This is a genomic window from Lactobacillus sp. ESL1191 (genome assembly GCF_058504435.1).
Genome location: NZ_CP196365.1, coordinates 1,518,661 through 1,545,014 on the forward strand (window position 1 = coordinate 1,518,661; position 26,354 = coordinate 1,545,014).

Below are 26,354 nucleotides of genomic sequence, written 5' to 3' on the forward strand. Positions count from 1 at the left end.
TTTACAACAATAGAATAACACATTTCTTCTTTTCAAGGAAGCGCTTCCGTGAAAATGTCTAACCATTTTATCTTTATTCCAATGTCTGCACCCAGCCTGCTGGACCTGGTTTATTACCGTATTGGATATCGACTAATTCATGGTAGAGCTTGGTTGTGATTGGTCCGGTCTGGTCCTCACTGTAGATGACGTGCTTTACGCCTTGATAGGTAATTGAGCCCACCGGAGAGATTACCGCTGCTGTCCCCATTGCCCCCGCTTCTTTCATGGTAAAGGCTTCTTCCAAAGTAATCTGGCGCTCCACTGGGTTTAAGCCCATCCGCTCCGCCAATTCCAAAAGTGAACGCTTGGTAATCGAAACTAAAATTGACTTCGATTGGGGCGTAACAAACTGTCCCTCTTGAGTAATACCGAAGAAGTTGGCTCCGCCAAATTCGTCTACATACTTATGCTCCCGCGGATCCAAGTAGAGGCAATCAGCAAAGCCATGCTGGTGCGCCTCAACCGATGGCAGCAAGCTGCTGGCATAATTTCCTGACGTCTTGGCTTGACCCGTTCCGTTGTAAGCAGCACGGTCATAGTCACTGACCAGATAAGCGGCCGGATTCAGCCCCTTAATATAGGCACCAACCGGCACAGCAAAGATTCGAAAGAGGTATTCATCAGCGGCCGTCACCCCTAAAACATTAGACGTACCGACCATGAAGGGCCTTAGGTAGAGGGTTGCTCCACTATCATATGGTGGGACAAATTCTTCATTAGCACGAACCACTTCCTTTACAGCTTCAACGAACCGATCTTCAGGAAATGGTGGCATGGCCAGACGCTCAGCTGACAAGGTGAAGCGGTGCGCATTCTGCTCGGGCCGAAAAAGGTTGATCTTACCGTCTTCGCGGCGGTATGCCTTGAGCCCCTCGAAGATTTCTTGGCCGTAGTGCAGAATTTCAGCTGCCTCAGACAGCTTGATGGTGGCATCTTCAACCAGGTTCCCCTGCTGCCACTTACCATCCTTAAATTTTGCTTCGTACCGGTATGGCAGGTCGCGATACTGAAAGCCTAAGTTTTGCCAATCTAGTTCTGCTAATTTTTGTTTCATTGTGCTTTACCCCTCAAATCAAAAATAATCATCTTTTTTTAATTGTTAATTAATGTAATCCATCAATCTTAGCTTGTCAATAGGTTGGGGATTTTTACCTCATTGCCGAATTATTTCACGTGAAACTTTTGACCAATAAAAAAGGAACCATTCTTTTAGGGAATGGTTCCTTAGTCAGTTAAGACCATTATTCTGCTTTTTTGGTTGGAGTAGCTTCAGGCTTGGAGGCAATTTCTAAAATTGCCTTGCCATTTAGGTAAACGTGCTGCTGGTCAGCCGTGAACTTGACCTCTTTAGTGTTTGGTTCTTGCATAAGTAGCTTGGCAATTGGCGTCTCCAAGTCTTGTTCAACAACCCGGCGTAGCGGACGAGCGCCAAACTTCTTGTCATAACCCTTGTCTGCTAAATAAGCCTTAGCAGTAGCAGAAACATCGACTTTGACCCCTTTCTTGGTCAGAACATGCGCCATCTTATCTAGATAGAGATCAATAATCTTAGTCATATCACTCCTAGTCAATGAGTTGAATGGCACAATTACATCTAACCGGTTCAAGAATTCGGGTCTGAAGTAGGCCTCAAGCGCGCTAACCAATTTATCATGATCAACCTTGCCATTCTGCAATAAGTTATCAGAATAACCAGCATTAGACGTCATGATAAGAATTGTGTCTTTGAAAGAGACCGTTCTACCCTGTGCATCAGTCAATCGACCATCATCCATAATTTGTAACAAGGCATTGAAGACTTGCGGGTTAGCCTTTTCAATTTCGTCCAGTAAAATCAAACTATACGGCTGGTGACGCACCTTCTCAGTTAGTTGGCCGCCTTCACCGTACCCTACATAACCTGGTGCTGAACCAATCAGCTTATTAACCGCCATTTGGTCTTGGTATTCCGACATATCGAGCCGGATTAGGTGATCTTCACCGCCAAACAGTTGAATTGCCAGTTGCTTGGCCAGCTCAGTCTTACCAACCCCAGTTGGTCCAGTCAGCAAGAAGGAGCCAGTTGGCCGGTTGTTATCCTTAAAGACCTGCTTACGGGCAATCGCATCAGTGATTACGTTAATCGCATCAGCCTGATCAATGACAGCACGCTTTAATTTGGCAGCCAAGTCAAGATTCTTTTGGCTTTCACTAGCATGCAGTTCACTCATCGGAATCTTGGTTTTAGCTTCAATTAAGGCATAAATATCTTGATCAGTTACTTGCGGCATTGTAGCATCATCAACATGCTTTAACTGGTCGCGCAGCTGGTCAATTTTCGTCTTTAAGTCGCTGGCTTTAGCATAGTCTTCATTTTTAGCAGCCGTTGCCTTGGCAGCTTCAAGCTGGTCAATTTTCTTTTGCAAGCCAGCTTTATCACTCGGAACAGCACCAAGCCCTTTCTTAGCCCCTGCTTCGTCCATCAAATCAATTGCCTTGTCTGGCAAGTAACGGCCCTGAATATAGCGCTGTGATAATTCCACTGCAAGTTTTAATGCACTGTCAGCGTACTTTACATGGTGGTAGTCCTCATATCTCTGCTTTAAACCTTCAAGGATTTTTACCGTCACCTCAGTAGATGGTTCTGGAACTTGTACCGGTTGGAATCTCCGGGCTAACGCTGAGTCATTTTCAATCCGGCGATATTCGCTGGTCGTCGTAGCACCAATCAGGTTTAAGTCACCACTAGCCAGCGCTGGTTTCAAGATATTAGCAGCATCTCCACTGTTGTTTTCCGAATCAGTCGATCCAGCACCAACAATGTTATGCAATTCGTCAATGAAGAGAATGATGTTAGGATTCTGCTTGGCCTGGTCAATAACCCCTTTCAACCGTTCTTCAAAACTACCGCGTAGACTGGAACCAGCCACCATGTCATTAATATTAACAGCAATGATGTGCTTGTCCTTCATCTTGTCAGGAACATCACCCTCGGCTATTTTTTGTGCCAGACCCTCAACAATTGCGGTCTTACCAACACCGGCAGGTCCTACCAGAACTGGATTATTCTTTTTGCGCCGGCTTAAAATTTCAATTACTTCCTGAATTTGCTCATCACGACCAATGACTGGATCGTACTTGCTCTGTTTAGCTTGTTCAACTAAGTCAACTCCCAGCGGCTTTTCTGCTTGCGTTTGCTGCTGCGTTTGTCCATTTTGGTTAAATTGCTGCGGCGATGCATGCATGCTGCTTGCGTAATGAATGGGAATCGAACCATTGTTACCACTTGTATTATTAAAAAAAGAATTGTTTAATTCGTTAAATAAATTATCAAACTCGTTATCAAAGTATGCCATATATAAACCCCCCTTACTATCGGCTTTAAATTAGCAATTAGCACTCAAGGCATCCGACTGCTAACTACTTTCATTGAATATTATAGCAGGTTATCCACAGAAGGCAACTATAAACTTCCGACTTTTCCACATTTTTTCAAATCCGTTTTTTTGTGCCCAGCTAACTAAAAAGACCCTAATAACAGGGTCTTTTCTTTCGGTTCTACTAAGCTTTTTGATATAAGTTAAAATGTTCACGTAAATACTTTGCCGTCAAACTACTGCTTTTTTGCGAAATATCCACAGGTGTTCCACTAGCCACAATTTGGCCGCCGTGATTGCCACCTCGAGGTCCCATGTCAATCATATAATCACTGTTAGCCATAACATCAAGATCATGCGTAATGGTAATAATCGTTGCTTCTTGATCGAGCAGTTTTTGCAAAACCTGCAACAAGGTTCTGACATCTTGGGGGTGGAGACCGACCGTTGGCTCGTCAAAGACAAATAGGGTTCCTTTTTGTTGACGATGAATATGACTGGTTAGTTTAAGACGCTGGGCTTCACCCCCAGATAAGGCAGGTGTAGATTCGCCTAAATGTAGATAACCTAAACCCATGTCATGTAAGGTAGTGAGGGTTTTGGTGATTTTGGGTTCATTTTGAAACAGCTCTTGCCCAAGTGCATCATCGACTGCATAATCAAGCACGTCAGCGATACTTAGTTCTTTCCACTTAACCTGCAGAACAGCTTGATTGTAGCGGTGGCCGCCACACAACGAACAAGTCTCGACCAGGTCGGGCAGGTATTGAATATCGAGGGCGATCACGCCACTACCACCACAGGCTGGGCAGGCTCCCTCCTTGTTATTATAAGAAAAATGAGCCGCGCGATAGTTTAATTTTTGGGCCTCCGGTTGTCGAGCGTAAAGTTTGCGCAGATTATCCATTATATCAGTATAAGTGGCTACTGTTGAACGCTGGTTTTTCCCGACTGGCAAAGAATCAACATTAATCACATTTTTAATCCCGCCATTGTTTAGTGTTTTCACCCATTTTGGTGGTTGTCCACCTGCTTTTTGTGCTTTAAGAGCTGGTAGTAAGGAATCAAGAATCAGCGTGGTCTTGCCCGCACCCGAAAATCCCGTAACAGAGGTAAGACAACCTAAGGGAATCTGCGCTTGAACTCCTTCAACATTAAAGCGTTGGGAAACTGTGAATTCAACCTTGCCCCGTTTAAAAAGCTGATCTGGCGCAACGCTCGGGCGGGCATGCAAGGGAGCAGTTCCTTGGAGGTATGGTCCAATAAGTGATTTTTGGGCATGCTCAATTTGAGTTGGCATTCCCTGGGAAATAATTTGGCCACCGCGGCTACCTGAACCCGGACCAATTTCAATAATCCAATCCGCCGCACTGATAATCGATGTTTCATGGTCGACAACCACCAGTGAATTTCCCTGATTAACCAATTCATGAAAAACCTCAATCAAGCCAGCCACATTATCCGGGTGAAGACCTACAGACGGCTCATCTAAGACGTACAAGACGCCGGTAGTTTCAGTGCGTAAGGTACGACCCAATTGAATTCTCTGTAATTCACCGGTCGACAGGGTACTGGCTTGTCGATCTAAACTAAGATAATCTAAACCCAGTTTTAATAACGGTTTTATCTGATGGCTCAATTCACTAGTCAAATTTTGAGCTAAAGCTTGCATATCTTTAGGTAACCAGTACAGAATCTGTTGCAGGTACTCTCCCAATTCTCCCAAGGTCAAGGCTTCCGCTTCGACAATATTCTTACCGGCAACTTGCTGCTGCCAGCGGCTAGGATCAATCCGGCGACCTTGACACCGCGGACAAGTAGTAAACTGATAAAAAGTATTAATGCGCGCCAGGCCACGTTCTGACTTAGTAGTCTTACGCGAATTTACTACCGCGTTATAGGCATTTTCATACAAAGCATCTAAGTGATAGACGCGCCCCGTGGAAGTCGGCAAGTCCACTGGGACTTTGCGTTCTTCGCCATGTAAGACAATTTCTTTTTCAGCTGGATTTAACTTTTTATAAGGAACATCCGTCCTCACGCCTAATTCCCGTGCAATCCGCCACATCCAGTTTCTTCCCGGAATTTGCCAGGTTGCAACGGCACCATCTTCCAGGGTACGGTTTTCATCCGCAATGATTTTTTGGTCATCAAGCTGCTCTACCGTCCCCAAACCCTGACACTTCTGACACGCACCAGCGGAGTTGAAGGCAAAGTCTTCAGCACTAAAAGCGTAGAATTGCACCCCGCAGGTCGGGCAAGTAATCCGCCCCATTGCAGCACCCGTCAGGTCCATTGCCTGGGCAATCTTAATCGTTGGCGGGATCCGGTGGCCATTCGGGCAGACCGGTGATCCCAACCGTGAAAAGATTAAACGCAGAATATTAAAGACTTCAGTCACCGTCCCCACAGTTGACCGTACTCCTGGCACGGCCGGTCGCTGCCGCAAGGCAAGGGCAGAAGGAATATGCCTTACCTCATCAACTTGGGCCCGTCCCACTTGACTGATTCGCCGTCTGGTATAGGCCGCGAGTGAGTCAAGATAACGCCTTGCTCCTTCAGCATAAAGAATACCCATGGCCAGACTGGACTTCCCCGAGCCGCTCAATCCTGAAATTGCCACAAACTGGTGCAACGGAACATTGACACTAATATTTTTTAAATTGTTAACTCGGCCGCCAATTACTTCAATTTTACTTGGCTGTTGCTGGTAGTCCATCAGTGGCCATCCTTTCCCTTATTAATTGGTTTTGGTGCCTTATCAGTCTTCTTTAACAAGTATTGCCGGATTACCTGAATCACCTGCTTGTTCTGCGGTAAACTCGAATGACCGGCCTCCTTGCCAGTTACAATCATCGAGGTATAGTCCTTGACCTGATTTTGAAAGACAAACTTTCCTGCGGCGACACTTGTTTCGGGGACAATACCATCTGATTCATAGCTTTTACCACCAGAAAGCGAATAAACTTTAAGATTTCGTGGTAAGTGCGACCGGCGTTTGATGAAATCTGCCAGCATCTGAGTGTGGTTTTTAAGGTTTTTCTCCGTGAAATTATATGGGGTACCTAGGGTCATTAAAGTAGTCATGCGGGTATCAGCATCATATTGCGCATAATCATGCTCTAGCCAATAGGTCCAGATCAAGCCACCGTTAGAGTGACCAAAAGCTCGGAAGTTATTAAAGCGATAATTTTGCATTAACGAAGCAAAAGCCACGTCAAGCCAACCCGCTTGCTTCTTGATATTAGCATAACCATCTTTATTATTTTCGAAGCCAATAATAATAAAGGGTTCAAGGTCATTCTTACCAATCGAACCACTATAGGTCAATTTTGCTTCACGTGAAACAGTGATTTTTAACACACTGTGACGGTTCAGTGATGTCTTATTGAGTTCTGCGATTAGTTGATTAAAGCGCTCGGTGGTAGCACTTGAACCCGGTACCATGATAACCGGTGAAAGCAGCGACTTACTACGCTCAGCCCGTGCATTGTTATCTTTTTTCATCCAAAAAAAGCTCGGAACCGCCAGTAAAACTAATATCGTAGCCAGCAAAAGTAGCCACTTTAGATTAGGATTTTTGCGCATTATTCGACCTCCTTTAGGTGGACAATTTGCAATTCGACTTTTTCATTAATTTTAATAATGGGCCATAGTAAAAGCAGATCAAGTAAAAAAAGTAGAATTGAAAACACTAATGCTGCCCAGTTACCGTTAGTAGCCAAAAATGGAATCAGCAAACCCGGAGTGCCCTTTAAAATTGGGTACACACAGGCCGGAATGAGGTGCAAGCCAAGGGCACAGGCTGCCAAAATCACGTTAACCAGTGGCAGTAAAACACTGGGTAACAAAAACACCGGATTGAGGATGACGGGCAAGCCAATGGCAAAGCCTGAGCCGCAACTAAAAGTGGCTGGCAATAAATTCAAACGCGCAATAGCCTCAATTTCTCGCCCACTACGCCGCAGAAGTAGCAAGACAATGATAGCTAGAACCACACTTGTCCCACCCATTACACTATAGCTGTTAACTAGGCTACTACCTAAAAATTTATAGGGGACATTCCAGGAATTGCCATGTTGCAGTGCATAAGTCAGGTTGGCCGCTGTAAAGGAATTATTAACTCGATCGGTAACTGAACTCATGGGAAAGCCAATACCCAGCCAATTAAGAAAAGTAATAATTACTAAAAGTAGCAGCACCTCTACTAAGTTGTTACTGGTTTGAATGCGGCCAACAATTTCCTTAAAACTGGCTGAATTCAACATCTTAAGCTGTAACTCGTAGATCGCAATCCCGAGCACAATTCCCAGCACCAAAGAAACAAGGGAGGGCCACACGGCATCCCAGGCCCGCCGCTGCACCCACTTGACGTTCTCCTCGGCCACAGGCTGGTAATCTTTTCCCAGCCAATGAAAAACTTGCCCGACACAATAGCCAACAATTAGCGCCAGAAAAAGCGCCTTTATCTGTAATAAACTGGCCGTAAAGGGCAAGCGCGCATTCCTACCGCTACTTGATGCATAAGAACAGAAAAGCAAAATCAGCACTGCCATTAGGCCCGCGAGAGTCGAATCTTTACGGTAGATGCGGGCAGTGTAACGTGCCATAAAGTAACTAGCATAAACCCCAAAAACGCCAAAAGTAATGCCTACCATACCTTTACTGACGAAAGAACCAGCATACCAAATGTGGTCAGACATAACTTTGTCCAAACCTAAAATATTGTAAATCATTCCGTCTGGCGAAAAAAACAAGTCATTCAGTAATTTAAAATACGCACCAATTACCGCAATCGGCATCAACATTACCAACGTGCGCTGCGCAGCCCGAAAAAAGGCCGAGCGCCGTATTTCGAGCACGATTTTAACCGCAAAATCAAACATTTTTTCAACCCTTACTTTAATCATGAATTAACAAATCATAATACTCCAATTATACAACTCAAGTTCCCTTAAAGATGCTAACTAACTGTTACATTTTTCTATCATTTTGGATAAAGATGTTATAATGAAGATGATTTTTGAAGGGTGAAAAAATGAGCAAGAAAAAAATCGAATTATCTGAAAAAGTAACTAAGTTAGTCCAAAAGTATTTAGAAATATCTGGCGGCGACCTTGATGAGTTAACTAATGAAGCCTTGCTAGCCTACTTAACTGACCACCTAAAGTCCAGTCAAATTAAAGACGCCTTGAAAGAAAGAGACGAAGCTGATGCTAATTATGCCGGCAAGTTAATCCATACCGGGATTAACAACCTGAACAAGTTCTAAAAATTAGACATAAAAAGAGCAGGATTTATCCTGCTCTTTTTACTAGTTAAAATCAATTTATTATTTGGTGAATTGATCACCAGCAAGTTTACGGTAAAAGTTGGCCCGCGTAGTTTGAACATATGGTGTTAACCAAATTAGTCCCAAGCCAAACGGAATCAGTGCAATAATGGTCCAGCCAATGAAGCTCAGATCCAGTTTAAACAATTCCCATTTATGGCCTGCCATCAACCGACGACTAGCAGTAATCCCAGTTGTTGCATGAATTTCTTGACCACTTTCAACCAAATCATTAACAATGTATGGTGTTAGTGCATAAGAATATGACTTAACTATACCAGGGATAACTAATAGGAGCATCCACAAATACTGAAAAAGATAGCTTAACAGATAATTTAAAAATTCCGGAATAAAGCGATTATCAGTAAAAACAGAAAAAGTAGCTTTAAGTACCGGCAATTTCTGTCCCCTACTAAAGTTCAAGAAAGTAACAACCATGCTCAACATAAAGAAGCCGCTAAGCAGGCCAAGTCCCACACTACTCCCCAAGCGGCCGGACCAATAGCCCGGATCTAATATCTGATTTGGTGTAACATAGTCCACAAGCTGACCACTGCTGAAATTCTGCAAATCTTCAATAGTAGTTTTAATTTGTGGACTAAAAATAATACCATTAACCACAGTAATTAATATTCCCACAAACACAGCCCAGCTCCAATTACCGCGCAGGTTTTCCTTGGCTTCTGCCTTTAATTCAGCTCTATTCATAAATAATCTCCTTAATTAAAAATCTAATACATTTTACATCTTTTATTTGAGAATAGCAAATAGGGCATAAAAAAAGCCTAGTTCCACCAACATCGGAACTAAGCTCACACAGTGTTGTGCCGCCATAAACTGACCACATATAGAAAAATTACATTTTCGCTACCGAAGAAAATGATTACTTTCGTTACGACGACACAAGAAAATTTTAGCACTTAATAGTCTAAAAGACAAGAACTAGCCGATAACATTCAGGCTATACGACTTACGACCGAGCAAATTTAGGATGATTTGATTTATTTCATCTTTTAAGATAGCAAATTGCCCAGTACGCGTCCGATTGGTTTGAATAATAATCATTGTCTTTGCGTCATTGGTAGTACGTACAAAGGTATAGTACCCATTACCAGCCCCATTTGCCGTTTTGAGCTTGAGCTGTTTGCTGTTATACAATCCGCCATTATAGTAGTAAGGTGAGTTCGCTTGATAAAGTTGTTTACGACTCTTTGCCGTCAGTACCTTACCCACTAGAAGATAACGCAGCGTCTTAGCTAAATCGTGGTTTGACATTACCACCGAGCCTGCACCTAATTCATTATGTGCGTCACGCACAATCTTCTTCTGTTTAACTACAGCATAGCGGCCGTGTTGGTAATGTTGACCCCGAGCTAGCTTACCAGTTAATATTTCTTCTGATTTTGACCATAAAAAATCGGTATGCTCTAACTTAAGTGGTTTAACGAAGGTATCACAAAATAACTGTTCATAACTTTTTCCTGTAATTTGAGTCATAATTCCACATAAATAAACATAATTTAGCGAGCTATATTGCCATTGTCCTAATAATTCCGGCCAAAAAACTGTTTTAGTAATATCACTCTGAATGTTATTTTCATCGGAAATAAAATGTTTTTGTCCAAGTTTAGCACCGGGTTTTAAGCAAAGTCCAGACGTCATTGTCAATAAATTCTTAATCGTGATTTTCTGGGCCCCTGGAATCCGAGGATAAAACTGGCTAAGTCGATCTTGCAAGTGTAATTTCTGCTCTTGCACCAACCGCATTACCATCGTTGCAGTCATCGATTTTTGAACAGAGTTGATTAGATAACTAGTGTCAGGCCTGTTTGTTCTGTCATAGTCGAGTAAAATTTGTCCATTCTGAACGACTAAAACCGAACCTTTGATTTTTAAAGCATCAACTTGCTGGCGCACTATTTTGCTTTTAAAGCTTTATTTTTACTTTTAAATATGGAAGATTTGTCTATCACACTAGCTCCATATGATCTTTTTTGCCATTTTTTACTATAAAAATATTTCTGGAGGTTATATTTATAGGGCAGGTTAGGCTGAGCCATAAATGGTTTAACGACTTGGTCAACTGCCACCCAACCACGCCAACCAAGGTGAATAGTATCTTCCATGAAGTACTTTTCTCCGCCACGCTTAGACAGGTCCAAAACATTGTCAAATCCCTGACTGGTTAACTGGTATTTGATTTTAGTAACTGCTTCCTGATACATCTTCTGTGATAAGCCGGTATACTTGGCCCATTTTTGATTGACGGGGGGAATAATAAATAGTACATTGGTGTGCTGTTTGGCAAACTGGTGGAGTACTAACTCAAAATCACTGTATTCAACTGACTTGGTATAATCAAAATGACGTTGGCTACCCTTTACTTTAGCTAAAATTTGCTTATTTAAACGCACCTTAAAGAACTTATTATTAATTCCAAACTTATTTGAATTAGTCCGTCTAGCAGCTTGTTTACCTGCCACTCGATTGAGCGCCTTGACCGAATAATCATCTGGTAGCCACTTAGCCTTCTCATCAATCTTTTTAGTTCGATCGTTCAACTGGAACATACTAAAAAATTTATCCTCATTATTAAGCATTTCTCGTTGCTTTTCTATGAGCCAACGCTGCATTGAAGAAAGTCTTTCACCTGCTGCAATTTTACGCATACCTTGCTTAATCACCCCTTTAACTTCAGGCATAGCCAAGAAGCGCTTAGCAGCATAGCGGTTAGCAAAGGTATCTTTTTTAACACCTAGCAAAAAATTACAAGCTTGCAGAGGAGAGTAGTACAAGGCAAAGGCATTTGGGTTTTGCCCTTGCCTTGTGAACCATTGCGGTGAAACTATCATAACTGCTTTTTTATTCCGTAATTCTTCAGCTGAGCCTTGCATTCCCAAAAAGTGGACTAGTGACTGACTTCCTGGGCCACCTAGTAAAAATGGGCGGTAATTTCGGTGATATTTCTGAGCTAGCACACTCGGATGTAACGGATCCATTCGCGACAACTCACTAGATCCATAAAAGGGCACATACTTATCTTGAAAAGCATCTTGTTTTACCAATGAACCCTTAAAAATAGTCGTTGAACGTGAATTAGCTGCCTGATAAATTGTATCACTAGAAAAGGTTCGCTCCCACGGTAACATAAAAATAACCATGGCAAGGATAATAGCACAAAGAACCGGACCAAAAATCTGCCATAGTCGGTGTTTATTGCTCATTTTCTAATTTTTCCACCTTTGCCACAATTTTAGCCGGCGTATCCCACTCCTCGCGGTCAAATTCTGAAACCGGAACGTCAATACCAAATTTTTCCTGCAAATTAAGTAACATTTGAACGCTGGCCATTGAGTCCATCAATCCAGTAGTGAAAATATTTTCATCCATCTTGTCAGCCAAGTCTTCACTAGTTAATTCCTGTAAAATTGCTAAAACTTCGTTTTTAATATCCATAATAATAACCTCTTAAATAAAAACTGTTGCTTACTTCCAACCAAACCAAAGCTGGCTGAGAAAGCCTGAGAAAAGCAAAAAGCTGAAACAAACCACATTGAATGTCACAAAAATTGCGAGCCCTTTGGTAAAACGATTGGATGGGATTTGATCCCGGTGTTTCTTTTTAAATCTAATCCAGCTGTCGTTGATAATAATGGCGAAGGCATGGAACAGACCATATACAATATAATACCACGTTAGACCATGCCACAGCCCCATTACTAAGAAAAGTAATAGGTAAGCCACTTGTGACAGATGAACCGTGTTTTTAAACCATTTTTTCTTCATTGCAAAGAAGGTAAACCGCATGTAAATGTAGTCACGGAACCAAAAGGAAAGGGTCATGTGCCAACGATTCCAGAAGACCTTGATATTAGGCGCAATAAAGGGCTGGTTAAAGTTCATGGGCGTATGAATGCCCATAAAGTATGAAATAGCTACCGCAAACAAGGAATAGCCTGCAAAGTCAAAGAACAAGTACATACTATAACAGTACATATAGGCAACTACCCACCAGGACAGTTTCAAATTGCCATTAGCCGCTCCCGCAATCAGTGCGTACTTGGTGATTTTAGGTAGCCAATACGTGCCAAAGAACCAACCCAGAATAAACTTATACAGGAAGCCCTGGAACAAGTATCGGGTAGCTTGCGCCAGGTCATCGACATACTGCGCACGGGTGGGCACAGCATCACAATCCTTAGCAAACCTTCGATAGCGGTCAATTGGACCAGAGGACAGGGTTGGGAAAAATAGCAGAAAACGGAGGTAAGTACCCCAATCAAGCTTCTTAATTGCCCCATCACGCACTTCCATAATTACTTGGACGGTTTTAAAGGTAATATAAGAAATCCCTAAAAAGCCTAAAACTCCTGGAATTTTTGCGGCTGGAAAGGCAATTTGAAACTTAACTAGGATTAAGGGAACAATCGCCAGAATTACCGCCAGGTAGAAGACCCAGGTCTTATTCTGCCCGCTCTTGCGATAACGGAGGTAGCAATAAGCCAGTAGCAGCTGAAACAATAAATAAAGAATCAGGCTGATGCCTTGTTGCCACTTATCCCCGTCAAAGATCAGAAATAAGAAAACTAGCGAAAACACCAGCTCATAGATCTTAAAACGGCGACCATTATAGAGACCCCAAATTAACGGCAGTAGCCCTACCAGCAAGTAGATGAAGTACTGCGGATTACCATAAGGTTGTAAGTTAACGAAATTAAAATTCACTACTCGTTAACCTCCTTAATTACTGCTTTGATATCAACCTTACCGTTTTGCGAAACTGGTAACTTCTCCTGGTAAATAAAGCGCTGGGGAATCATATATGGCATCAAATCTTTGGCTAAATCGGCCCGAATTGCCTTAGTTATTTCGGCTTCTGAATACCGGTCGGCGACACCATCCTTGAGCTCGATTTCAGCCACAATTTGTTTGACCGTATGATCCTTATTGTACTTAGGTGCAGCAACACCATGGTCAACGAACTTGTTTCGACTGATATAATGGTTAATTTCTTCAAGCTCAATTCGATAACCATTAAATTTAATCTGAAAGTCAATCCGTCCCCGGTAAAAGAGCAACCCGTCTTTAAAGAAGCCCTCATCACCAGAGCGGTGACTCAAATATTGATCTCCCGGTTTTTTGAAGAAAGCTTGCCCCGTTTTAGTTGGATTATTGATGTAACCCTTGGAAGTGGCCGGGCCTGTAATAATAATTTCCCCCATATCGGGACGATTACCCTTACTTTTATCAATCGTAATACGCATATCTTCTTTAACTTTACCAATTGGCAGGCGATCATATTGCTGCAAAATTTTATCGGTAATTTCAACCTGCGTCACTGCCACCGTTGTTTCAGTAGGCCCATATGTGTTAAAAATTCTGGCATGCGGGAAGCGCTCTTTCAGCATAACTACTTGTGTATGTGGTAGTTCCTCGCCACAGAATAAGAATTGGCTTAAGTTTGGATGGTGGGCCTCGTCAAAAGTTTTATCCAAAAAACACATCCGGGCAAATGAAGGCGTTGATACCCAAATATTGAACTGCAGCTTAGGTAGGGTTTGAAAGAGCTGGGCAAAATTTTGCGTCAACTCATGGGGCAAAACAACTAACTTACCTGCACCTAGCAACACTGGATAGATACTCATCACTGAAACATCAAATGAATATGGCACCTGCACCAGAAAATCGGGATGCTCAGGCAAGCCAAAATCAGTCATTTCCCAGTTAAGGTAGCTGAGTAGGTTGTTATGGCTAATTTGCACGCCCTTAGGTTTGCCACTAGTTCCTGACGTAAAGATAATGTAGAAATTATCATCCCCGGTCACAAAGTTAGCGGGATCAATCGCATAGTTACCAACTTTAACCTCTTCCGGTTTGACAACCTTCAGACCAGATAAGCTAATATCTGGCAATTCATCAATAGCCAAAATTGCTTCAGCCTCAGCCACTTCCTGGATCATCACTATGCGCTCAGCATTAGAGTAACTGACAATTGGAATATAAGCGTGGCCGGTTTTGACACAACCCAGAAAGCTGGCCAGCATTTCAAAGTCCTGTCCTCCCCAAACCATCACGGGACTTCCTGGCCTTATATCTAGGCTAGCAATTTTATGTGCCCAGGCATCAGAGCGCTGCTTCAAATCAGCGTATGTATTGGTTTGACCCAGATAATCGAAGACTACCCGTTCAGGGTCTGCGCTTGCAACCTGATCAATTTCTTTAATTACATCTTTAATCATACCATCCTACCACCTTAAAACTCATTATAAATAAAGTGAACCGAGGTAAGGCCACTATACTGATATAGATATATCAATACCATTAAAATCGCACAATAAACGAATGTGGTCAGAATAAACTTTCCGACGCGCTTACTACGCGAATCGCTTTTTTCCTTTTTAGCCATCGCTTCTCATCTCTTTCCAGTAATGTACCACCAGATTATAACGCTGATATTCTTGTTTGGTCAGAATTTTTATTTAATTTTTACCAAATTTTACTTTTTCTATTGAAACTATTTTACATCTATCTTGCGACAAATGGTATATGCAAAATAAAGTGGTATGAAAACAATTATAGCAATAAATATAATTGCAGTTACTGCCAAAATAAAAATATTTCTAGTTTTTAGCCAAAAGGCAGCTGGTATCACGCAAAGCCAGCCAGCCCAGCGCAAACAGCGAATAATTTTTTGGTGATATTTTTCCTTATCGCTTTTGCTCTCCTCAATCCCAAATAAAAAAGTACTAGAGTTATTAAATCTCTCTAATTGTAACAAAGTGCGCTCTAGCAGACAATTTTTCACTTTTTAGCGGTCCGCACTGCAATTGGCGCTACTGGCTAGTCGCTTATAAGGAGACTAGCCTGCTTGTGATAGTCTGGTCTTTACTAGTTCTAAAGGAATTCTTTACCTATTCATAAGAGAATATACACCTTTACTTCAGATTTAAGGTTTATTATTTTGGATGTAATGAGCAATCATAAGCTTATTACATACTCCCACTTTTTATTTCATTCATTCTTACTCCTTCAAGTAGAAGAAAATAAATCGGTTCGCATTTCTATGTGGGCCGTTTTTCTTTGTTACAATTAGTTTGCTTTAATGTTGTTTTATCTCATGAAAGGTTCTGTAATAACATGTTTTCACCTGCAATTAGCCGCTTAATTGAAGAAAAGTCCGGTTCTTTTATCATTCCGGCATCACGCATCGCTTTTGTTGAGGATGATAATCCCCTCTACCACGCTTTTTTAATCTTAACTCGGGTTAAATACTCTAAGATTCCCGTTCTCGACCGCGACAATCGGGTGGTGGGCCTGCTCAGTTTAGCCATGATTACGGCTAAAATGCTCGAAACGGATGACATTTCCCTTAATCCGTTGACTGACTTAAAGGTAAAAGATGTGATGCAAACTGAGTTTGATAAAATAAACTTTGTGGAAACAACTTTAGAAACTCAACTGCATTTGCTTGTTGATAACGCCTTTTTGCCTGTTGTTGACGATGCTGGTGTTTTCCAGGGATTATTGACCCGGCGGGAATGGATCAAAGCCTTTAACTTTGTAGCCCATAATTTTGACCAAAAATATAAAATAACAAAAATCGAAGATAATTAAAAAAGTCTCGCTCTAATTAAATTTTTGCTGCTCTTTTTGTGTATTTTTAATCAAGGTGGATTATAATAATCATCAATAAGGTACCTTTATATCAATTTTTTGTATATAGAAAGTGGTTAAATATATGGTTTACCATAATAAATAATTATTGAAAATACACACTATTGTTATTACCGTAGAAAAGAAAGACATTAAAAATGACAACTCCAATAATTTCTGAACAATTCACCACGCTAGTTAATACCATTATTAAAAACGGAGCATACCCAAGTAATCACGAATTATCGTTGAAAGAAAAAGAAGAGCTCGTCGGTCAGCTTAAGCAGTTAGACCTGTCTGCTGATGATTTAACCTCGGCCTTACTTATTACTTCAGCCCTTTACCAGGATAAAGAGGCCAAAGAAACTAGAGTAATGAATGCTAATTTTTCGTGGGTATTTGAAATCGTGCAACATGAACTAGTTTCAGCCACCCGGCTGCATACGTTGCTGCTGGACTTAGCCCGCGAAGAGCATTTTTCGCCTCAAGGCATTAACCGCATCAATCGCTACTTTACCGAAACAAGCGATTTTGGCAATAACGACAACTTCGTTACTATGTCAGCCTCCGATGTAATCGATTCGCTGCGGCGGGCCGGAACCTTTCGCATAAATCCTGTCGATTATAAAGACCACCGACCAAGTCGGACTCCTTCAGCCAGACAGACAGGAGCAGACCGAAAAAGACACTCTGATAAAGTGATAAAATTAAGAGATTATTGATGAAGAAGGCCTAGCCTTCTTTTATTTTTTACAACCATAATCCCCCAAGCTTATTTAGACTTATTCTAATTAAAATAAAAGAATTTGTGTTAAAATAAAAAATACATACTTTAATTTTATTCTTAGGAGGCAAACAAACTATGAAGTTAAGACAGCAAGGGAAGTTTATCCTGGTACTCATAGTGGGAGCAATTGGGCTGATTTGTCAGTTTGGCCTACATGCGCAGAGCATTTTCCAAATTGGTAACTTGCAATTTCCAATTCAGGCGATCTTAATTGATCTGATTGGTATCATGATGGCAATTTCATTATTAGGAGAGATCATTGCCGACTTCCAGTCTGGACGCTATGGCGTTGATATTTTAGCCGTGATTGCGGTTGTTTCAACGATTTTAATTGGTGATATTTGGGCTGAGTGGATGATTTTAGTCATGATGACCGGCGGTGAGACCTTGGAAGATTATGCAACTGGCCAGGCGGATAAAGAGTTGCGGTCACTGCTAAGCAATTCACCAACAATTGCTAACAAAATCATGGGCAAAGAGCTCGTCTCGGTGGATGTTGATCAGTTAAAAATTAATGACCACGTCTTAATCAAGCCAGGCGAACAAGTTCCAGTAGACGGTCAGGTGGTCAGCGGTGAATCAAGTTTTGACCAATCGTCATTAACTGGTGAATCTCTACCTGTAAGCAAGCATCCCGGCGATGAACTAATGTCTGGTTCAATCAACGGCAATGTTGCCGTGGAAATGGTGGTGACCAAAAAGGCGAGCGATTCAGAATACCAAACCATTGTTTCCCTGGTACAGTCATCCCAAGCCCAACCAGCCAAGTTTGTTAAGATGGCAGATCGGTATGCCGTGCCCTTTACCGTTATTTCCCTGGTAATCGGACTAGCTGCCTGGATTCACTCCGGTAATCCGGTCAACTTTGCCGAGGTGATGGTTGTCGCTTCTCCATGTCCTTTACTAATTTCGGCACCAGTTGCCCTCGTTTCAGGCATGAGTTCAATGTCCAAGCACCATATCATCGTCAAATCTGGTCCCACCCTAGAAAAGCTTGCGACGGCCCAAACTTTCGCTTTTGACAAGACTGGCACTTTAACTGAAAATCAGCTAGTCATTGATGAAATAGTCCCGACTAGCAAGAACTTTAGCAAAAAAACTCTGCAAAGTTACGCAACCAGCATTGAGCAGCAATCAAGCCATATCATTGCTAACTCCCTAGTCAGCGTAACCGCCAAACATCTCCTCAAAGCTGCTACAGACATTAAAGAAACGACTGGGCAAGGCATTAGCGGTAAAGTTGACGGTCATCTAGTTAAGGTTGGCAAACTAAGTTTTGTAGCGCCCAGTCAACCAACTAAAGTAGTCAATTCAACCGCCATCTACATTTCAATCGACCAAACTTTCGCTGGATACATTACCTTTAAAGATCAGGTACGCCCAGAGAGCGCCCAAACCATCGCCCAGCTAAGGCGGCAAACCGGTGCCCACATGATGATGCTAACTGGCGATCACCAAAACGTCGCAAGCCAAATCGGTCAAGACGTTGGCATCAAGGATATCCGTGACAGCTTATTACCAGCTGAAAAAATTGCCGCAATTAAACAGGTCCCACAAGAAAAACGTCCGGTAGTCATGACTGGCGATGGTATCAACGATGCACCGAGCCTAACTGCCGCTGATGTCGGTATCGCGATGGGCGCAAAGGGAGCTTCTGCTGCCAGTGAAAGCGCAGATGCAATCATCATGGTTAATGACCTATCCAAGATTAATGATGCTGTAGCAATTTCTAAGCACACCATGAAGGTAGCTAATGTCGATGTTTTAACCGCTATTACCATTGTCATCATTATTGAACTAATAGCTTTCACTGGTGTGATTCCAGCCTTCTTCGGTGCCATTCTGCAAGAAGTAGTCGACATGATTTCGATTAGTTTAGCGCTCCTAGCCAAAACAACACCTAAGAACCCGCAACAAACGGGCATTAGTTCTGAAAGATAAGTTAATAAAAATAAAACAGACCACTTCATTAATGAAGTGGTCTGTTTTATTTTATTCTTTCATTGTGCGAGTAAGCTGAATTGTTTTTAATTTTACCAGCCCACTAGGCAGACGTTCATAGATAATACCGTAGTATTCAGAACCAATCTTGAATTGGTAATAAAGTTCGTCTCCGCCGCCTTGATTATCAGTGGTGATTGTTTTCCTTTTCCACCGGTCAGCATTTCTTTTGTTCTCCTGCGTAACGCCTAATGCTATCAACTCAATATTTTTATAAAAAACCAAGTGAATTGTACAACATGTGGGCAATCATTGAATAACGTAGATCCTTGGTTGTCGTATAGGTCCAGGCTAATATACAACCCAAAGCCCAATATAAAAAAAGATATTTCGTTAAAGTCGGATCATGAATATACCCAAAAACAAAACCGCTAAATAAAATACCCAGCCACTTACTGCTTGTCGTCTTCTGCGGGAAAAAGGTGTTAAAGAAAAATCCCCGGAAGATAGTCTCTTCAAAGATTGGTGCAATCAAGACAATCATTGGAAAGTAAAAATTACCGGCAGACCGCAGAATTCCATTTAAAATGGTTTGATTGTTTGAGGTGCTATGTCCATTAATGCCCAGCAGCTTCGGAAGTAAGATACTTGTAATCGTCAGCAAGAGGAACCCTGCAATGGCAACCAAAATCCGTCGAATCCCCCAGTGCGGTTTGCGATTAAAGTCCCACTTATTTTGCTTTTGTAACTGTTTGCGATAGATAAAAGCAAGCAACAACAAAACAACAATCGTAACCGCCACAGTCAAGACAACATAGCTGTTTGAGCTAAGGTGAAGTGCTTTTTTAACCCGACTAGGATAAAAGTAAAACTGCTGGGTCAAGCCATATAATATTATTGCCACAACCATGACAACAATATTTCCCAGGAAATAAAAAACCTTGCGCATATTGATAACTCCCTTTCAGTTCCGCTTGAAAATAAAAATATATCATTGATTATGTACGCTGTCATAGTATAATGCAAGTTATCTTAAAAATGATTTGTTTTCTTATTAGGCTAAGCTTTGTGTACTTTGGGATAATGCCTAGCTAGGGCCACCATTGCCTAGCTAGATTAACGAATCAGTTATGTTACTAATTACAACGATCCTTATTGAATGCCGCGGTAGAAATCATGATGCACTTGCTTGAGCTCCTTAGTCAAAACCAATCATTTACTGAACTTTCACTTGTTTTGCTTGCTTTTGTTATTATTTTTTTAATTTCTTGGTTGACCGAACCTCGTAGGTTGCTTAATGGTATTCTTTTTACTGCTTTCCTAATAATGTTAGGTATTTGGCTAACCGTTATTGTCATGGCGACCAATATTTATGCTTTAAGAATGATTTATGTCACCTTCCTAATGACTTTTATTGTAACCGTCACTTTACTTGCGGCTTTTTCTTGGCTATTTTTCTTATGGAACGCATATTTTGTCTGGAAACATGAAGGCCAAACCCTAACCAACTCTCTCACTTTTTTCACCGGTCTGGTGCTTTTGCTATTTTGGGCAATTGCCTTACTCGGTCCACTTAGCAGTTTGCCTAATTGGGCCAAAACGCTATTATATTGTCCAATTGCCATCATCCTCTACCTACTCATAGTTGCGTATAACTTTTTAGTCAATCTGGCTCTTTACCAACTTGTTCCACGCCACTATCAGCAAGATTATTTGATTGTGCTTGGAGCCGGACTGAGCAATGGAGAAACTGTAACTCCTCTATTAGCTGGGCGGATTGACCGTGCAATAGAATTTGCCCAAAAACAAGTTGCCAAGGGCCGACCAATGCCCAAACTGATTATGTCTGGCGGTCAAGGAAACGATGAAAAAATCGCTGAGGCACGAGCGATGGCTGAGTATGCGCTGGCTTGTGGTATTGACCCGGATGACCTTCTGCTTGAAACAGAATCCAAAAACACCAGCCAAAATATGCAGTTCTCTGCTCGGGTTGCCGCCAAGGACTTCGGCAACAATAGCTACCGCGCAAAATTCTTCAGTAATAACTATCACATTTTGCGTGCAGCGCTAGCTGCCAAGAACGTGGGACTCAAGGCTAATGGGGTTGGCTGCTATACCAGATTCTACTATCTACCTAATGCAATTGTCCGCGAATTCGCTGGTGTTTTATTATTTCAGAAGAAACGGCATCTTATTGTTATTTTAGGAATTATGGTTTTCTTTATTATTTATGCCCTTTTGCAATTAACTAATGTTTATATTTTTATAAATAAATTAGTCTATTTTCATATGCTTGTTTTTTAAAGAATGGTAAAATATCTATCAGTAATTACTTAATTAAGGAAAAGGGATAAGATTATGTTGCAGTTAAAGCATTTACGTAAAACGTACCATGTGGGGGATACAGTAACACATGCACTCGATGACGTAACCATTTCATTTCGCAATCAGGAGTTTGTTGCAATTTTAGGACCCAGTGGTTCTGGTAAAACCACTCTGTTAAACGTTATTGGTGGACTTGACCGTTATGATACGGAAGACCTTAAATACTATTACAACGGTGATCTAATCATTAATGGCCAGTCTACCGAAGACTTTAAAGAAACAGATTGGGACGCATACCGTAACAATTCAATTGGTTTTGTGTTTCAAAACTATAATTTAATCTCTCACCTATCAATTATTGCCAATGTTGAACTCGGTATGAATTTGTCTGGCGTATCGGCAAGTGAAAGGCATAAACGTGCAATTGATGCTCTAACTCAAGTAGGATTAAAAGATCAGATTAACAAGCACCCTAATCAACTTTCAGGTGGTCAAATGCAACGCGTAGCCATTGCTCGAGCCTTAGCCAATAATCCTGAAATTCTACTTTGCGACGAGCCAACAGGAGCACTTGATACTGAAACTTCAGAACAAATCATGAAACTGATTAAAAAGCTTTCTAATGAACGTCTAGTTATTATGGTTACTCATAATTCAGAGCTAGCCGAAGAATATGCAACACGAATTGTTAACTTCCAAGATGGTAAAATCATTAATGATTCAAATCCATTTACACCTGTAAATGAGCCAGACACTTTTGAGTTAACTCGAACCAAAATGTCATATTGGAACGCAATTAAATTGAGTTTTAACAATATTATGACCAAAAAGGGGCGAACGGCATTAACTGCCTTTGCATCAAGTATTGGAATTATTTCAATTGCCATTGTATTAGCCTTGTCCAACGGCTTTCAAAAGCAAATCAATTCCACCATGTCAAAAATTCTGACCAAACAACCAATCACTATTGCTCAAACCGCTACTGACATATACAGATTGAGTAATCAACATAACACGATAAAAACCAAAAATCATTATGTTATTGCATCAGAAGACAAACTAAAGCAAGCAACACATAAAAACTTAATAACTCAATCTTATTTTAAATACATTAAGAATATCAATTCGAAATATGCAAACAATATCTCTTATAAGATGGGAGTTAATCTCAATCTTTTGACTATGCTTAATGGGAAGGTCAAACGTGTTCAATTCTCCTCAATTGCTGGAGGGTCTAATCCTCTTAATTCTTATGCGCAAGCACAAACTCAAGCAATCGAGGTTTCTTTTTCAGGATCTAACGTTTTTCCTATCTCTCTAAATAAAAACAAAGGCAACTTCATCAAAGAGAACTATAAATTACTTTCAGGTAATTGGCCTAATCACATCACAGATCTTGCTTTAGTCGTTGACGCTAAAAATACGGTTAATAATAATATTTTAAAAAATCTTGGAATTAAGTCTAGTGTTGGATCAAAAATAAACTATAATAAGTTTATTGGTAAAGAATTCCGCATTGCGAGCAACAATTTTTATTATCAGAGATTACCTACCGGGATGTTTATCCCCAAAAAAGCAGACCTATCCATGTACAATAATAGTAAAATTAAATTAAAAATCACTAGTATAATTCGGCCAAAAAACAAAGATTCCAGAGCTATGCTATCACGTGGAATTGTCTACAATGTTAAATTAGATAAAAAAATTATTGAAGAAAATATTAATTCAAATATCGTTAAAGCACAGAAAAAAACTAAATTAAATGTATTTACTGGCCAAAGTATGAATAATTCCTCAAAACAACAATTGTTACAATCTTTAGGAGACTCGTCCGTACCTACCAATATTTTGATTTACCCAAATAATTTTAACTCTAAAGATAAAGTTTTAAAGTACTTAGATAAGTGGAACAAAGGGAAAAAATCAGCTCATAAAATCCTTTACACTGACATGTCTAGTACAATTACTGCTCTCACGGGAGATATTCTTGATGGAATTACTTCCGTGTTAGTCGCTTTCGCTGCAATTTCATTGTTAACATCAATGATTATGATTGGTATTATTACCTATACTTCTGTTTTAGAACGTACAAAAGAAATTGGCATTCTAAAAGCGCTAGGTGCTCGAAAAAAGGACATCATTCGAGTTTTTGATGCAGAAGCCCTTCTCTTAGGCCTTTTTTCAGGTGTTCTTGGAATTACTATTGCTCAGTTGTTAATTTTGCCAATCAATAAAGTGTTATATTCAATCACTAATCTGTCAAACATCGGTCAATTAAAGCCAGACCATGCTTTAATCTTAATTGTGGTTTCCACTATTTTAACCATGATTGGTGGACATATTCCGGCAAGAATAGCTTCTAAAAAAGATGCCGCTGCTGCCTTAAGAAGCGAATAAAATATTATCATTAATTAAAACTCCTAATAATGTTACATGTGAAACAATGTTAGGAGTTTTTGCTTGCCCAAACTTTACACCATTACCCTAAAATCTTGCAAAGTCAACTTATTGACAAATTGGCATATACCAATTTATAATGAGCTTAATTAAAAATGGAGGCAAAATTATGAAAATTATTATAAAAGACACCAAAGCTAACGCCAGTACAGAAGCTTTTAGGCTTTTTAGTAAAGGTATCAAGCAGGGCGCTAAGGTCCTCGGCCTAGCTACCGGTTCTACTCCAGTAGATCTATATCGCGAATGGATAGCAAGTGATTTAGATACTAGTGAGTTAACTAGTATTAATCTAGACGAATATGTCGGCCTAAGTCCAGACAACGATCAAAGTTACCATTATTTTATGCAGAAGCACCTATTTGAACAGAAGCCATTTAAGCAGTCATACGTTCCTGATGGTCTGAAGGCAGCGGCTGATCCGGCAGGTGTATCTGCTGAATACAACCAGATTATCAAAGATCATCCAATTGATATTCAGCTCCTAGGTCTTGGTCAAAACGGACACATCGCTTTTAACGAACCAGGAACTTCCTTTGATTCAATTACCCATGAAGTTAAGTTGACCGAAAACACCATTAAGGCCAACTCACGCTTCTTCAGCACTATTGACGAAGTACCAAAAACGGCTATTTGTATGGGTATTGCCAATATTATGGCAGCAAAAGAAGTTGTTATTATGGCCTTTGGTGAGAGCAAGGCTGATGCAGTTAAAAAGATGATTGAGGGTCCGGTAACCGAAGCTGTGCCAGCCTCAATTCTGCAAAAACATGCAAATGTAACGGTAATAATCAATGAAGCAGCCGCAAGTAAACTCACTAACCGGTAAAACACTAGTACCGGCCAGCTTAACAACAACCATTCATTATTATTGAATGGTTTTTTTATTTACCTTCAATATATCAAGCAAATAATGTATATATAACGGTACCTTTAATTAGCTTAATCGCAAAATCAGTATTAGTATTAGTCATAAGAAAAGGATGTGATCAGTTGAAGAAAAGTAAAAAATGGTTGCTGGTTATGAGTATACTTTTATTGCTACCTCTACCAGTATATCTTCTGTGGAAAACTAAAGGTTTTTGGCAAATGTATCTAAAAATCCACTTACCCCCGCTAGGCAAAATCGATCCGCTATTTTCTTGGTATCTAATCGCGCTCAGCGCTATTGTGTTAGTTATCCTAGTGATTAGTCTACTTGTTATCTTAGGTTGGCCAGTTCAAAGGTATTTTAACCTAATTCATAAACGGACTGGACAAGTCACAATTACTAGTAAAGCGATTAATGGCTATATCAGCAATTCTTTGGTTGATTTACCCTATCTAAGTAAGGTTAAAGTTGATTCACGCCTTACCAAGCGACGAATTAAGATTAAGATCAGCGGTTCACTGGGTACGGGAGAAAATGTTGCAGAGCTGTTAGATAGTTACTTTGATGAACTATCAAAAAATCTCAAGCTCCTACTTGGAATTGACCAGAAACCCAAGATTATTATTAAGTTTGTAAACTATCGTAATCCAGAAAGGACTCACAAGCGGGTTCAATAAAGGAGGTAGACCATGAAAGCGAAAATAAATCAATACCTCCCAGAAATATGCGGTGCAGCAACTGGTTTATTAGTGGCATGGTGTTTTTTGGAAGTGGGCTTTTTCAAAACAATTTTTGTAATTGCCATGGGCGTGCTGGGTGTTTTAGGCGGACACTACCTGCCCTTACTCAAGGATTTAAGAAAATAAACTACGAAAGGGATTTTTAAAATGGTACAAAATAAATCGAATCAAGAAATTAAAGGCAATCTAGCATATGATTCAAAAGTGATTCAAAAAATTATTGGAATTGCTTTATCAAATATCAAAGGACTTTTGACCATTAACGGCGGTTTCTTTTCCAATCTGGCGGACAAGATTGTCAACAATGATGATATTACATCTGGTATCAACGTTGAAGTTGGCAAACAACAAGTGGCCGTGGATATTGAGATTGTTGCTGAATACGGTGTAGAAATTACCAAATTATATGATCAAATCAAGCAGCAAATCTATGACAAAGTTAAGGAAATGACTGGTTTGGACACGGTTGAAGTCAACGTTACGGTTGTCGATATCAAGAGCAAAGAACAGCACGAAAAGGATTCAGTTAGTCTGCAAGACCGGATCTCTGATGTGACTAAGGATGCTAAAGAAAAAATCACTGATCAAAAAGAACAGATTGGGGACAAAAAAGACTCCCCAGCAAAGACAGAAAAAAGAGTTAAGTAACCCGCTTCCCAATTTTTGAAGCTAAGAGAGCAATACCAATGCATGGTGTTGCTCTCTTTAGTTTCACGTGTAACAAAACTAAATCCGGTAAATAATCTGAACCACATTTTGTGATTTTTTTGTCCTGCAATATACAAAATCACTTGACATTTGACTCACCATTTTAATTAAATTTTTGCTTGTTTACCACAATATCTCGTATTAA

At 40.6% G+C, this 26,354-nt stretch carries 24 protein-coding genes; 10 read left to right on the top strand and 14 right to left on the bottom strand.

Annotated features, from left to right (window positions below; translation table 11 throughout):
- Positions 1–73: 73 nt before the first annotated feature.
- The 5 genes from ACSYSN_RS07575 to ACSYSN_RS07595 form a co-directional block, all read right to left on the bottom strand.
- Positions 74–1,096 carry a branched-chain amino acid aminotransferase gene (locus ACSYSN_RS07575; protein WP_317637431.1) on the bottom strand — a complete coding sequence of 341 codons (1,023 nt, stop codon included), beginning with the start codon at positions 1,094–1,096 and terminating at the stop codon, positions 74–76.
- Between the two features lie 187 nt (positions 1,097–1,283).
- Positions 1,284–3,377, bottom strand: a complete 2,094-nt coding sequence (locus ACSYSN_RS07580; RefSeq protein ID WP_491712220.1) for an ATP-dependent Clp protease ATP-binding subunit — start codon at positions 3,375–3,377, stop codon at positions 1,284–1,286.
- A gap of 205 nt (positions 3,378–3,582) precedes the next feature.
- Entirely contained in the window at positions 3,583–6,117 is a 2,535-nt protein-coding gene (locus tag ACSYSN_RS07585) for an AAA family ATPase (RefSeq protein ID WP_491712221.1), read from the bottom strand.
- Positions 6,117–6,986, bottom strand: a complete 870-nt coding sequence (locus ACSYSN_RS07590) for an alpha/beta hydrolase (protein ID WP_317637434.1) — start codon at positions 6,984–6,986, stop codon at positions 6,117–6,119. The genes ACSYSN_RS07585 and ACSYSN_RS07590 overlap by 1 nt, the downstream gene beginning before the upstream one ends.
- Entirely contained in the window at positions 6,986–8,284 is a 1,299-nt protein-coding gene (locus tag ACSYSN_RS07595; RefSeq protein ID WP_491712222.1) for a PTS sugar transporter subunit IIC, read from the bottom strand. The genes ACSYSN_RS07590 and ACSYSN_RS07595 overlap by 1 nt, the downstream gene beginning before the upstream one ends.
- Positions 8,285–8,436: 152 nt before the next feature.
- On the opposite strand from ACSYSN_RS07595, the gene ACSYSN_RS07600 reads away from it, so the two are divergent.
- Positions 8,437–8,670 carry a hypothetical protein gene (locus ACSYSN_RS07600; RefSeq protein WP_491712223.1) on the top strand — a complete coding sequence of 78 codons (234 nt, stop codon included), beginning with the start codon at positions 8,437–8,439 and terminating at the stop codon, positions 8,668–8,670.
- Between the two features lie 60 nt (positions 8,671–8,730).
- Here ACSYSN_RS07600 and ACSYSN_RS07605 read toward each other — a convergent pair whose 3' ends face one another.
- The 8 genes from ACSYSN_RS07605 to ACSYSN_RS07640 all read right to left on the bottom strand — a co-directional run bounded on the left by ACSYSN_RS07605 (position 8,731) and on the right by ACSYSN_RS07640 (position 15,508).
- Positions 8,731–9,438 (bottom strand): DUF975 family protein, encoded by a 708-nt coding sequence (locus tag ACSYSN_RS07605; RefSeq protein WP_491712224.1) that lies wholly within the window; start codon positions 9,436–9,438, stop codon positions 8,731–8,733.
- Positions 9,439–9,672: 234 nt separating this feature from the next.
- Positions 9,673–10,647, bottom strand: coding sequence for a serine hydrolase domain-containing protein (locus ACSYSN_RS07610; RefSeq protein ID WP_491712225.1), 975 nt, complete (start codon positions 10,645–10,647; stop codon positions 9,673–9,675).
- Positions 10,647–11,954, bottom strand: a complete 1,308-nt coding sequence (gene dltD, locus ACSYSN_RS07615; RefSeq protein ID WP_491712226.1) for a D-alanyl-lipoteichoic acid biosynthesis protein DltD — start codon at positions 11,952–11,954, stop codon at positions 10,647–10,649. Before dltD ends, ACSYSN_RS07610 begins: the two co-directional genes overlap by 1 nt.
- Entirely contained in the window at positions 11,944–12,186 is a 243-nt protein-coding gene (dltC, locus tag ACSYSN_RS07620) for a D-alanine--poly(phosphoribitol) ligase subunit DltC (protein WP_491712227.1), read from the bottom strand. Before dltC ends, dltD begins: the two co-directional genes overlap by 11 nt.
- 30 nt (positions 12,187–12,216) lie before the next feature.
- Positions 12,217–13,455 carry a D-alanyl-lipoteichoic acid biosynthesis protein DltB gene (gene dltB / locus ACSYSN_RS07625; RefSeq protein ID WP_491712228.1) on the bottom strand — a complete coding sequence of 413 codons (1,239 nt, stop codon included), beginning with the start codon at positions 13,453–13,455 and terminating at the stop codon, positions 12,217–12,219.
- A complete protein-coding gene (gene dltA, locus ACSYSN_RS07630; protein ID WP_491712229.1) occupies positions 13,455–14,969 on the bottom strand; it encodes a D-alanine--poly(phosphoribitol) ligase subunit DltA in 1,515 nt (504 codons plus the stop codon). Before dltA ends, dltB begins: the two co-directional genes overlap by 1 nt.
- 14 nt (positions 14,970–14,983) lie before the next feature.
- Positions 14,984–15,136 (bottom strand): teichoic acid D-Ala incorporation-associated protein DltX, encoded by a 153-nt coding sequence (locus ACSYSN_RS07635; RefSeq protein WP_491712230.1) that lies wholly within the window; start codon positions 15,134–15,136, stop codon positions 14,984–14,986.
- 108 nt (positions 15,137–15,244) lie between these two features.
- Positions 15,245–15,508: a hypothetical protein gene (locus tag ACSYSN_RS07640; protein ID WP_491712231.1), complete on the bottom strand. Its 264-nt coding sequence runs from the start codon at positions 15,506–15,508 to the stop codon at positions 15,245–15,247.
- Between the two features lie 359 nt (positions 15,509–15,867).
- Here ACSYSN_RS07640 and cbpB point away from each other — a divergent pair, with 359 nt between their 5' ends.
- The 3 genes from cbpB (at position 15,868) to ACSYSN_RS07655 (ending at position 19,111) form a co-directional block, all read left to right on the top strand.
- Positions 15,868–16,344: a cyclic-di-AMP-binding protein CbpB gene (gene cbpB, locus ACSYSN_RS07645; RefSeq protein WP_491712232.1), complete on the top strand. Its 477-nt coding sequence runs from the start codon at positions 15,868–15,870 to the stop codon at positions 16,342–16,344.
- A 197-nt stretch (positions 16,345–16,541) separates the two neighbouring features.
- The gene (locus ACSYSN_RS07650) at positions 16,542–17,105 is read left to right on the top strand and encodes a hypothetical protein (protein WP_491712233.1); all 564 of its coding nucleotides are present in this window, start codon (positions 16,542–16,544) and stop codon (positions 17,103–17,105) included.
- 140 nt (positions 17,106–17,245) lie between these two features.
- A complete protein-coding gene (locus tag ACSYSN_RS07655) occupies positions 17,246–19,111 on the top strand; it encodes a heavy metal translocating P-type ATPase (protein ID WP_491712234.1) in 1,866 nt (621 codons plus the stop codon).
- A gap of 271 nt (positions 19,112–19,382) precedes the next feature.
- Here ACSYSN_RS07655 and ACSYSN_RS07660 read toward each other — a convergent pair whose 3' ends face one another.
- Positions 19,383–20,060, bottom strand: a complete 678-nt coding sequence (locus ACSYSN_RS07660; RefSeq protein ID WP_491712235.1) for a CPBP family intramembrane glutamic endopeptidase — start codon at positions 20,058–20,060, stop codon at positions 19,383–19,385.
- Positions 20,061–20,284: 224 nt separating this feature from the next.
- Between ACSYSN_RS07660 and ACSYSN_RS07665 the strand changes: the two genes are divergently transcribed.
- The 6 genes from ACSYSN_RS07665 (at position 20,285) to ACSYSN_RS07690 (ending at position 26,149) form a co-directional block, all read left to right on the top strand.
- A complete protein-coding gene (locus tag ACSYSN_RS07665) occupies positions 20,285–21,415 on the top strand; it encodes a YdcF family protein (RefSeq protein ID WP_491712929.1) in 1,131 nt (376 codons plus the stop codon).
- 54 nt (positions 21,416–21,469) lie between these two features.
- Entirely contained in the window at positions 21,470–23,833 is a 2,364-nt protein-coding gene (locus ACSYSN_RS07670) for an ABC transporter ATP-binding protein/permease (protein WP_491712236.1), read from the top strand.
- Positions 23,834–24,002: 169 nt separating this feature from the next.
- A complete protein-coding gene (locus ACSYSN_RS07675; RefSeq protein WP_491712237.1) occupies positions 24,003–24,719 on the top strand; it encodes a glucosamine-6-phosphate deaminase in 717 nt (238 codons plus the stop codon).
- A gap of 194 nt (positions 24,720–24,913) precedes the next feature.
- Entirely contained in the window at positions 24,914–25,438 is a 525-nt protein-coding gene (gene amaP / locus ACSYSN_RS07680) for an alkaline shock response membrane anchor protein AmaP (RefSeq protein ID WP_491712930.1), read from the top strand.
- Between the two features lie 12 nt (positions 25,439–25,450).
- The gene (locus tag ACSYSN_RS07685) at positions 25,451–25,627 is read left to right on the top strand and encodes a DUF2273 domain-containing protein (protein WP_491712238.1); all 177 of its coding nucleotides are present in this window, start codon (positions 25,451–25,453) and stop codon (positions 25,625–25,627) included.
- A gap of 21 nt (positions 25,628–25,648) precedes the next feature.
- Positions 25,649–26,149, top strand: coding sequence for an Asp23/Gls24 family envelope stress response protein (locus ACSYSN_RS07690; protein WP_491712239.1), 501 nt, complete (start codon positions 25,649–25,651; stop codon positions 26,147–26,149).
- Positions 26,150–26,354 lie beyond the last annotated feature (205 nt).

Coding starts and splice junctions, on each gene's coding strand:
- ACSYSN_RS07575 (WP_317637431.1), bottom strand. CDS start 1,096: ATGAAACAAAAATTAGCAGAACTAGATTGGCAAAACTTAGGCTTTCAG.
- ACSYSN_RS07580 (WP_491712220.1), bottom strand. CDS start 3,377: ATGGCATACTTTGATAACGAGTTTGATAATTTATTTAACGAATTAAAC.
- ACSYSN_RS07585 (WP_491712221.1), bottom strand. CDS start 6,117: ATGGACTACCAGCAACAGCCAAGTAAAATTGAAGTAATTGGCGGCCGA.
- ACSYSN_RS07590 (WP_317637434.1), bottom strand. CDS start 6,986: ATGCGCAAAAATCCTAATCTAAAGTGGCTACTTTTGCTGGCTACGATA.
- ACSYSN_RS07595 (WP_491712222.1), bottom strand. CDS start 8,284: ATGTTTGATTTTGCGGTTAAAATCGTGCTCGAAATACGGCGCTCGGCC.
- ACSYSN_RS07600 (WP_491712223.1), top strand. CDS start 8,437: ATGAGCAAGAAAAAAATCGAATTATCTGAAAAAGTAACTAAGTTAGTC.
- ACSYSN_RS07605 (WP_491712224.1), bottom strand. CDS start 9,438: ATGAATAGAGCTGAATTAAAGGCAGAAGCCAAGGAAAACCTGCGCGGT.
- dltD (WP_491712226.1), bottom strand. CDS start 11,954: ATGAGCAATAAACACCGACTATGGCAGATTTTTGGTCCGGTTCTTTGT.
- dltC (WP_491712227.1), bottom strand. CDS start 12,186: ATGGATATTAAAAACGAAGTTTTAGCAATTTTACAGGAATTAACTAGT.
- dltA (WP_491712229.1), bottom strand. CDS start 14,969: ATGATTAAAGATGTAATTAAAGAAATTGATCAGGTTGCAAGCGCAGAC.
- ACSYSN_RS07635 (WP_491712230.1), bottom strand. CDS start 15,136: ATGGCTAAAAAGGAAAAAAGCGATTCGCGTAGTAAGCGCGTCGGAAAG.
- cbpB (WP_491712232.1), top strand. CDS start 15,868: ATGTTTTCACCTGCAATTAGCCGCTTAATTGAAGAAAAGTCCGGTTCT.
- ACSYSN_RS07650 (WP_491712233.1), top strand. CDS start 16,542: ATGACAACTCCAATAATTTCTGAACAATTCACCACGCTAGTTAATACC.
- ACSYSN_RS07655 (WP_491712234.1), top strand. CDS start 17,246: ATGAAGTTAAGACAGCAAGGGAAGTTTATCCTGGTACTCATAGTGGGA.
- ACSYSN_RS07660 (WP_491712235.1), bottom strand. CDS start 20,060: ATGCGCAAGGTTTTTTATTTCCTGGGAAATATTGTTGTCATGGTTGTG.
- ACSYSN_RS07670 (WP_491712236.1), top strand. CDS start 21,470: ATGTTGCAGTTAAAGCATTTACGTAAAACGTACCATGTGGGGGATACA.
- ACSYSN_RS07675 (WP_491712237.1), top strand. CDS start 24,003: ATGAAAATTATTATAAAAGACACCAAAGCTAACGCCAGTACAGAAGCT.
- amaP (WP_491712930.1), top strand. CDS start 24,914: ATGAGTATACTTTTATTGCTACCTCTACCAGTATATCTTCTGTGGAAA.
- ACSYSN_RS07685 (WP_491712238.1), top strand. CDS start 25,451: ATGAAAGCGAAAATAAATCAATACCTCCCAGAAATATGCGGTGCAGCA.
- ACSYSN_RS07690 (WP_491712239.1), top strand. CDS start 25,649: ATGGTACAAAATAAATCGAATCAAGAAATTAAAGGCAATCTAGCATAT.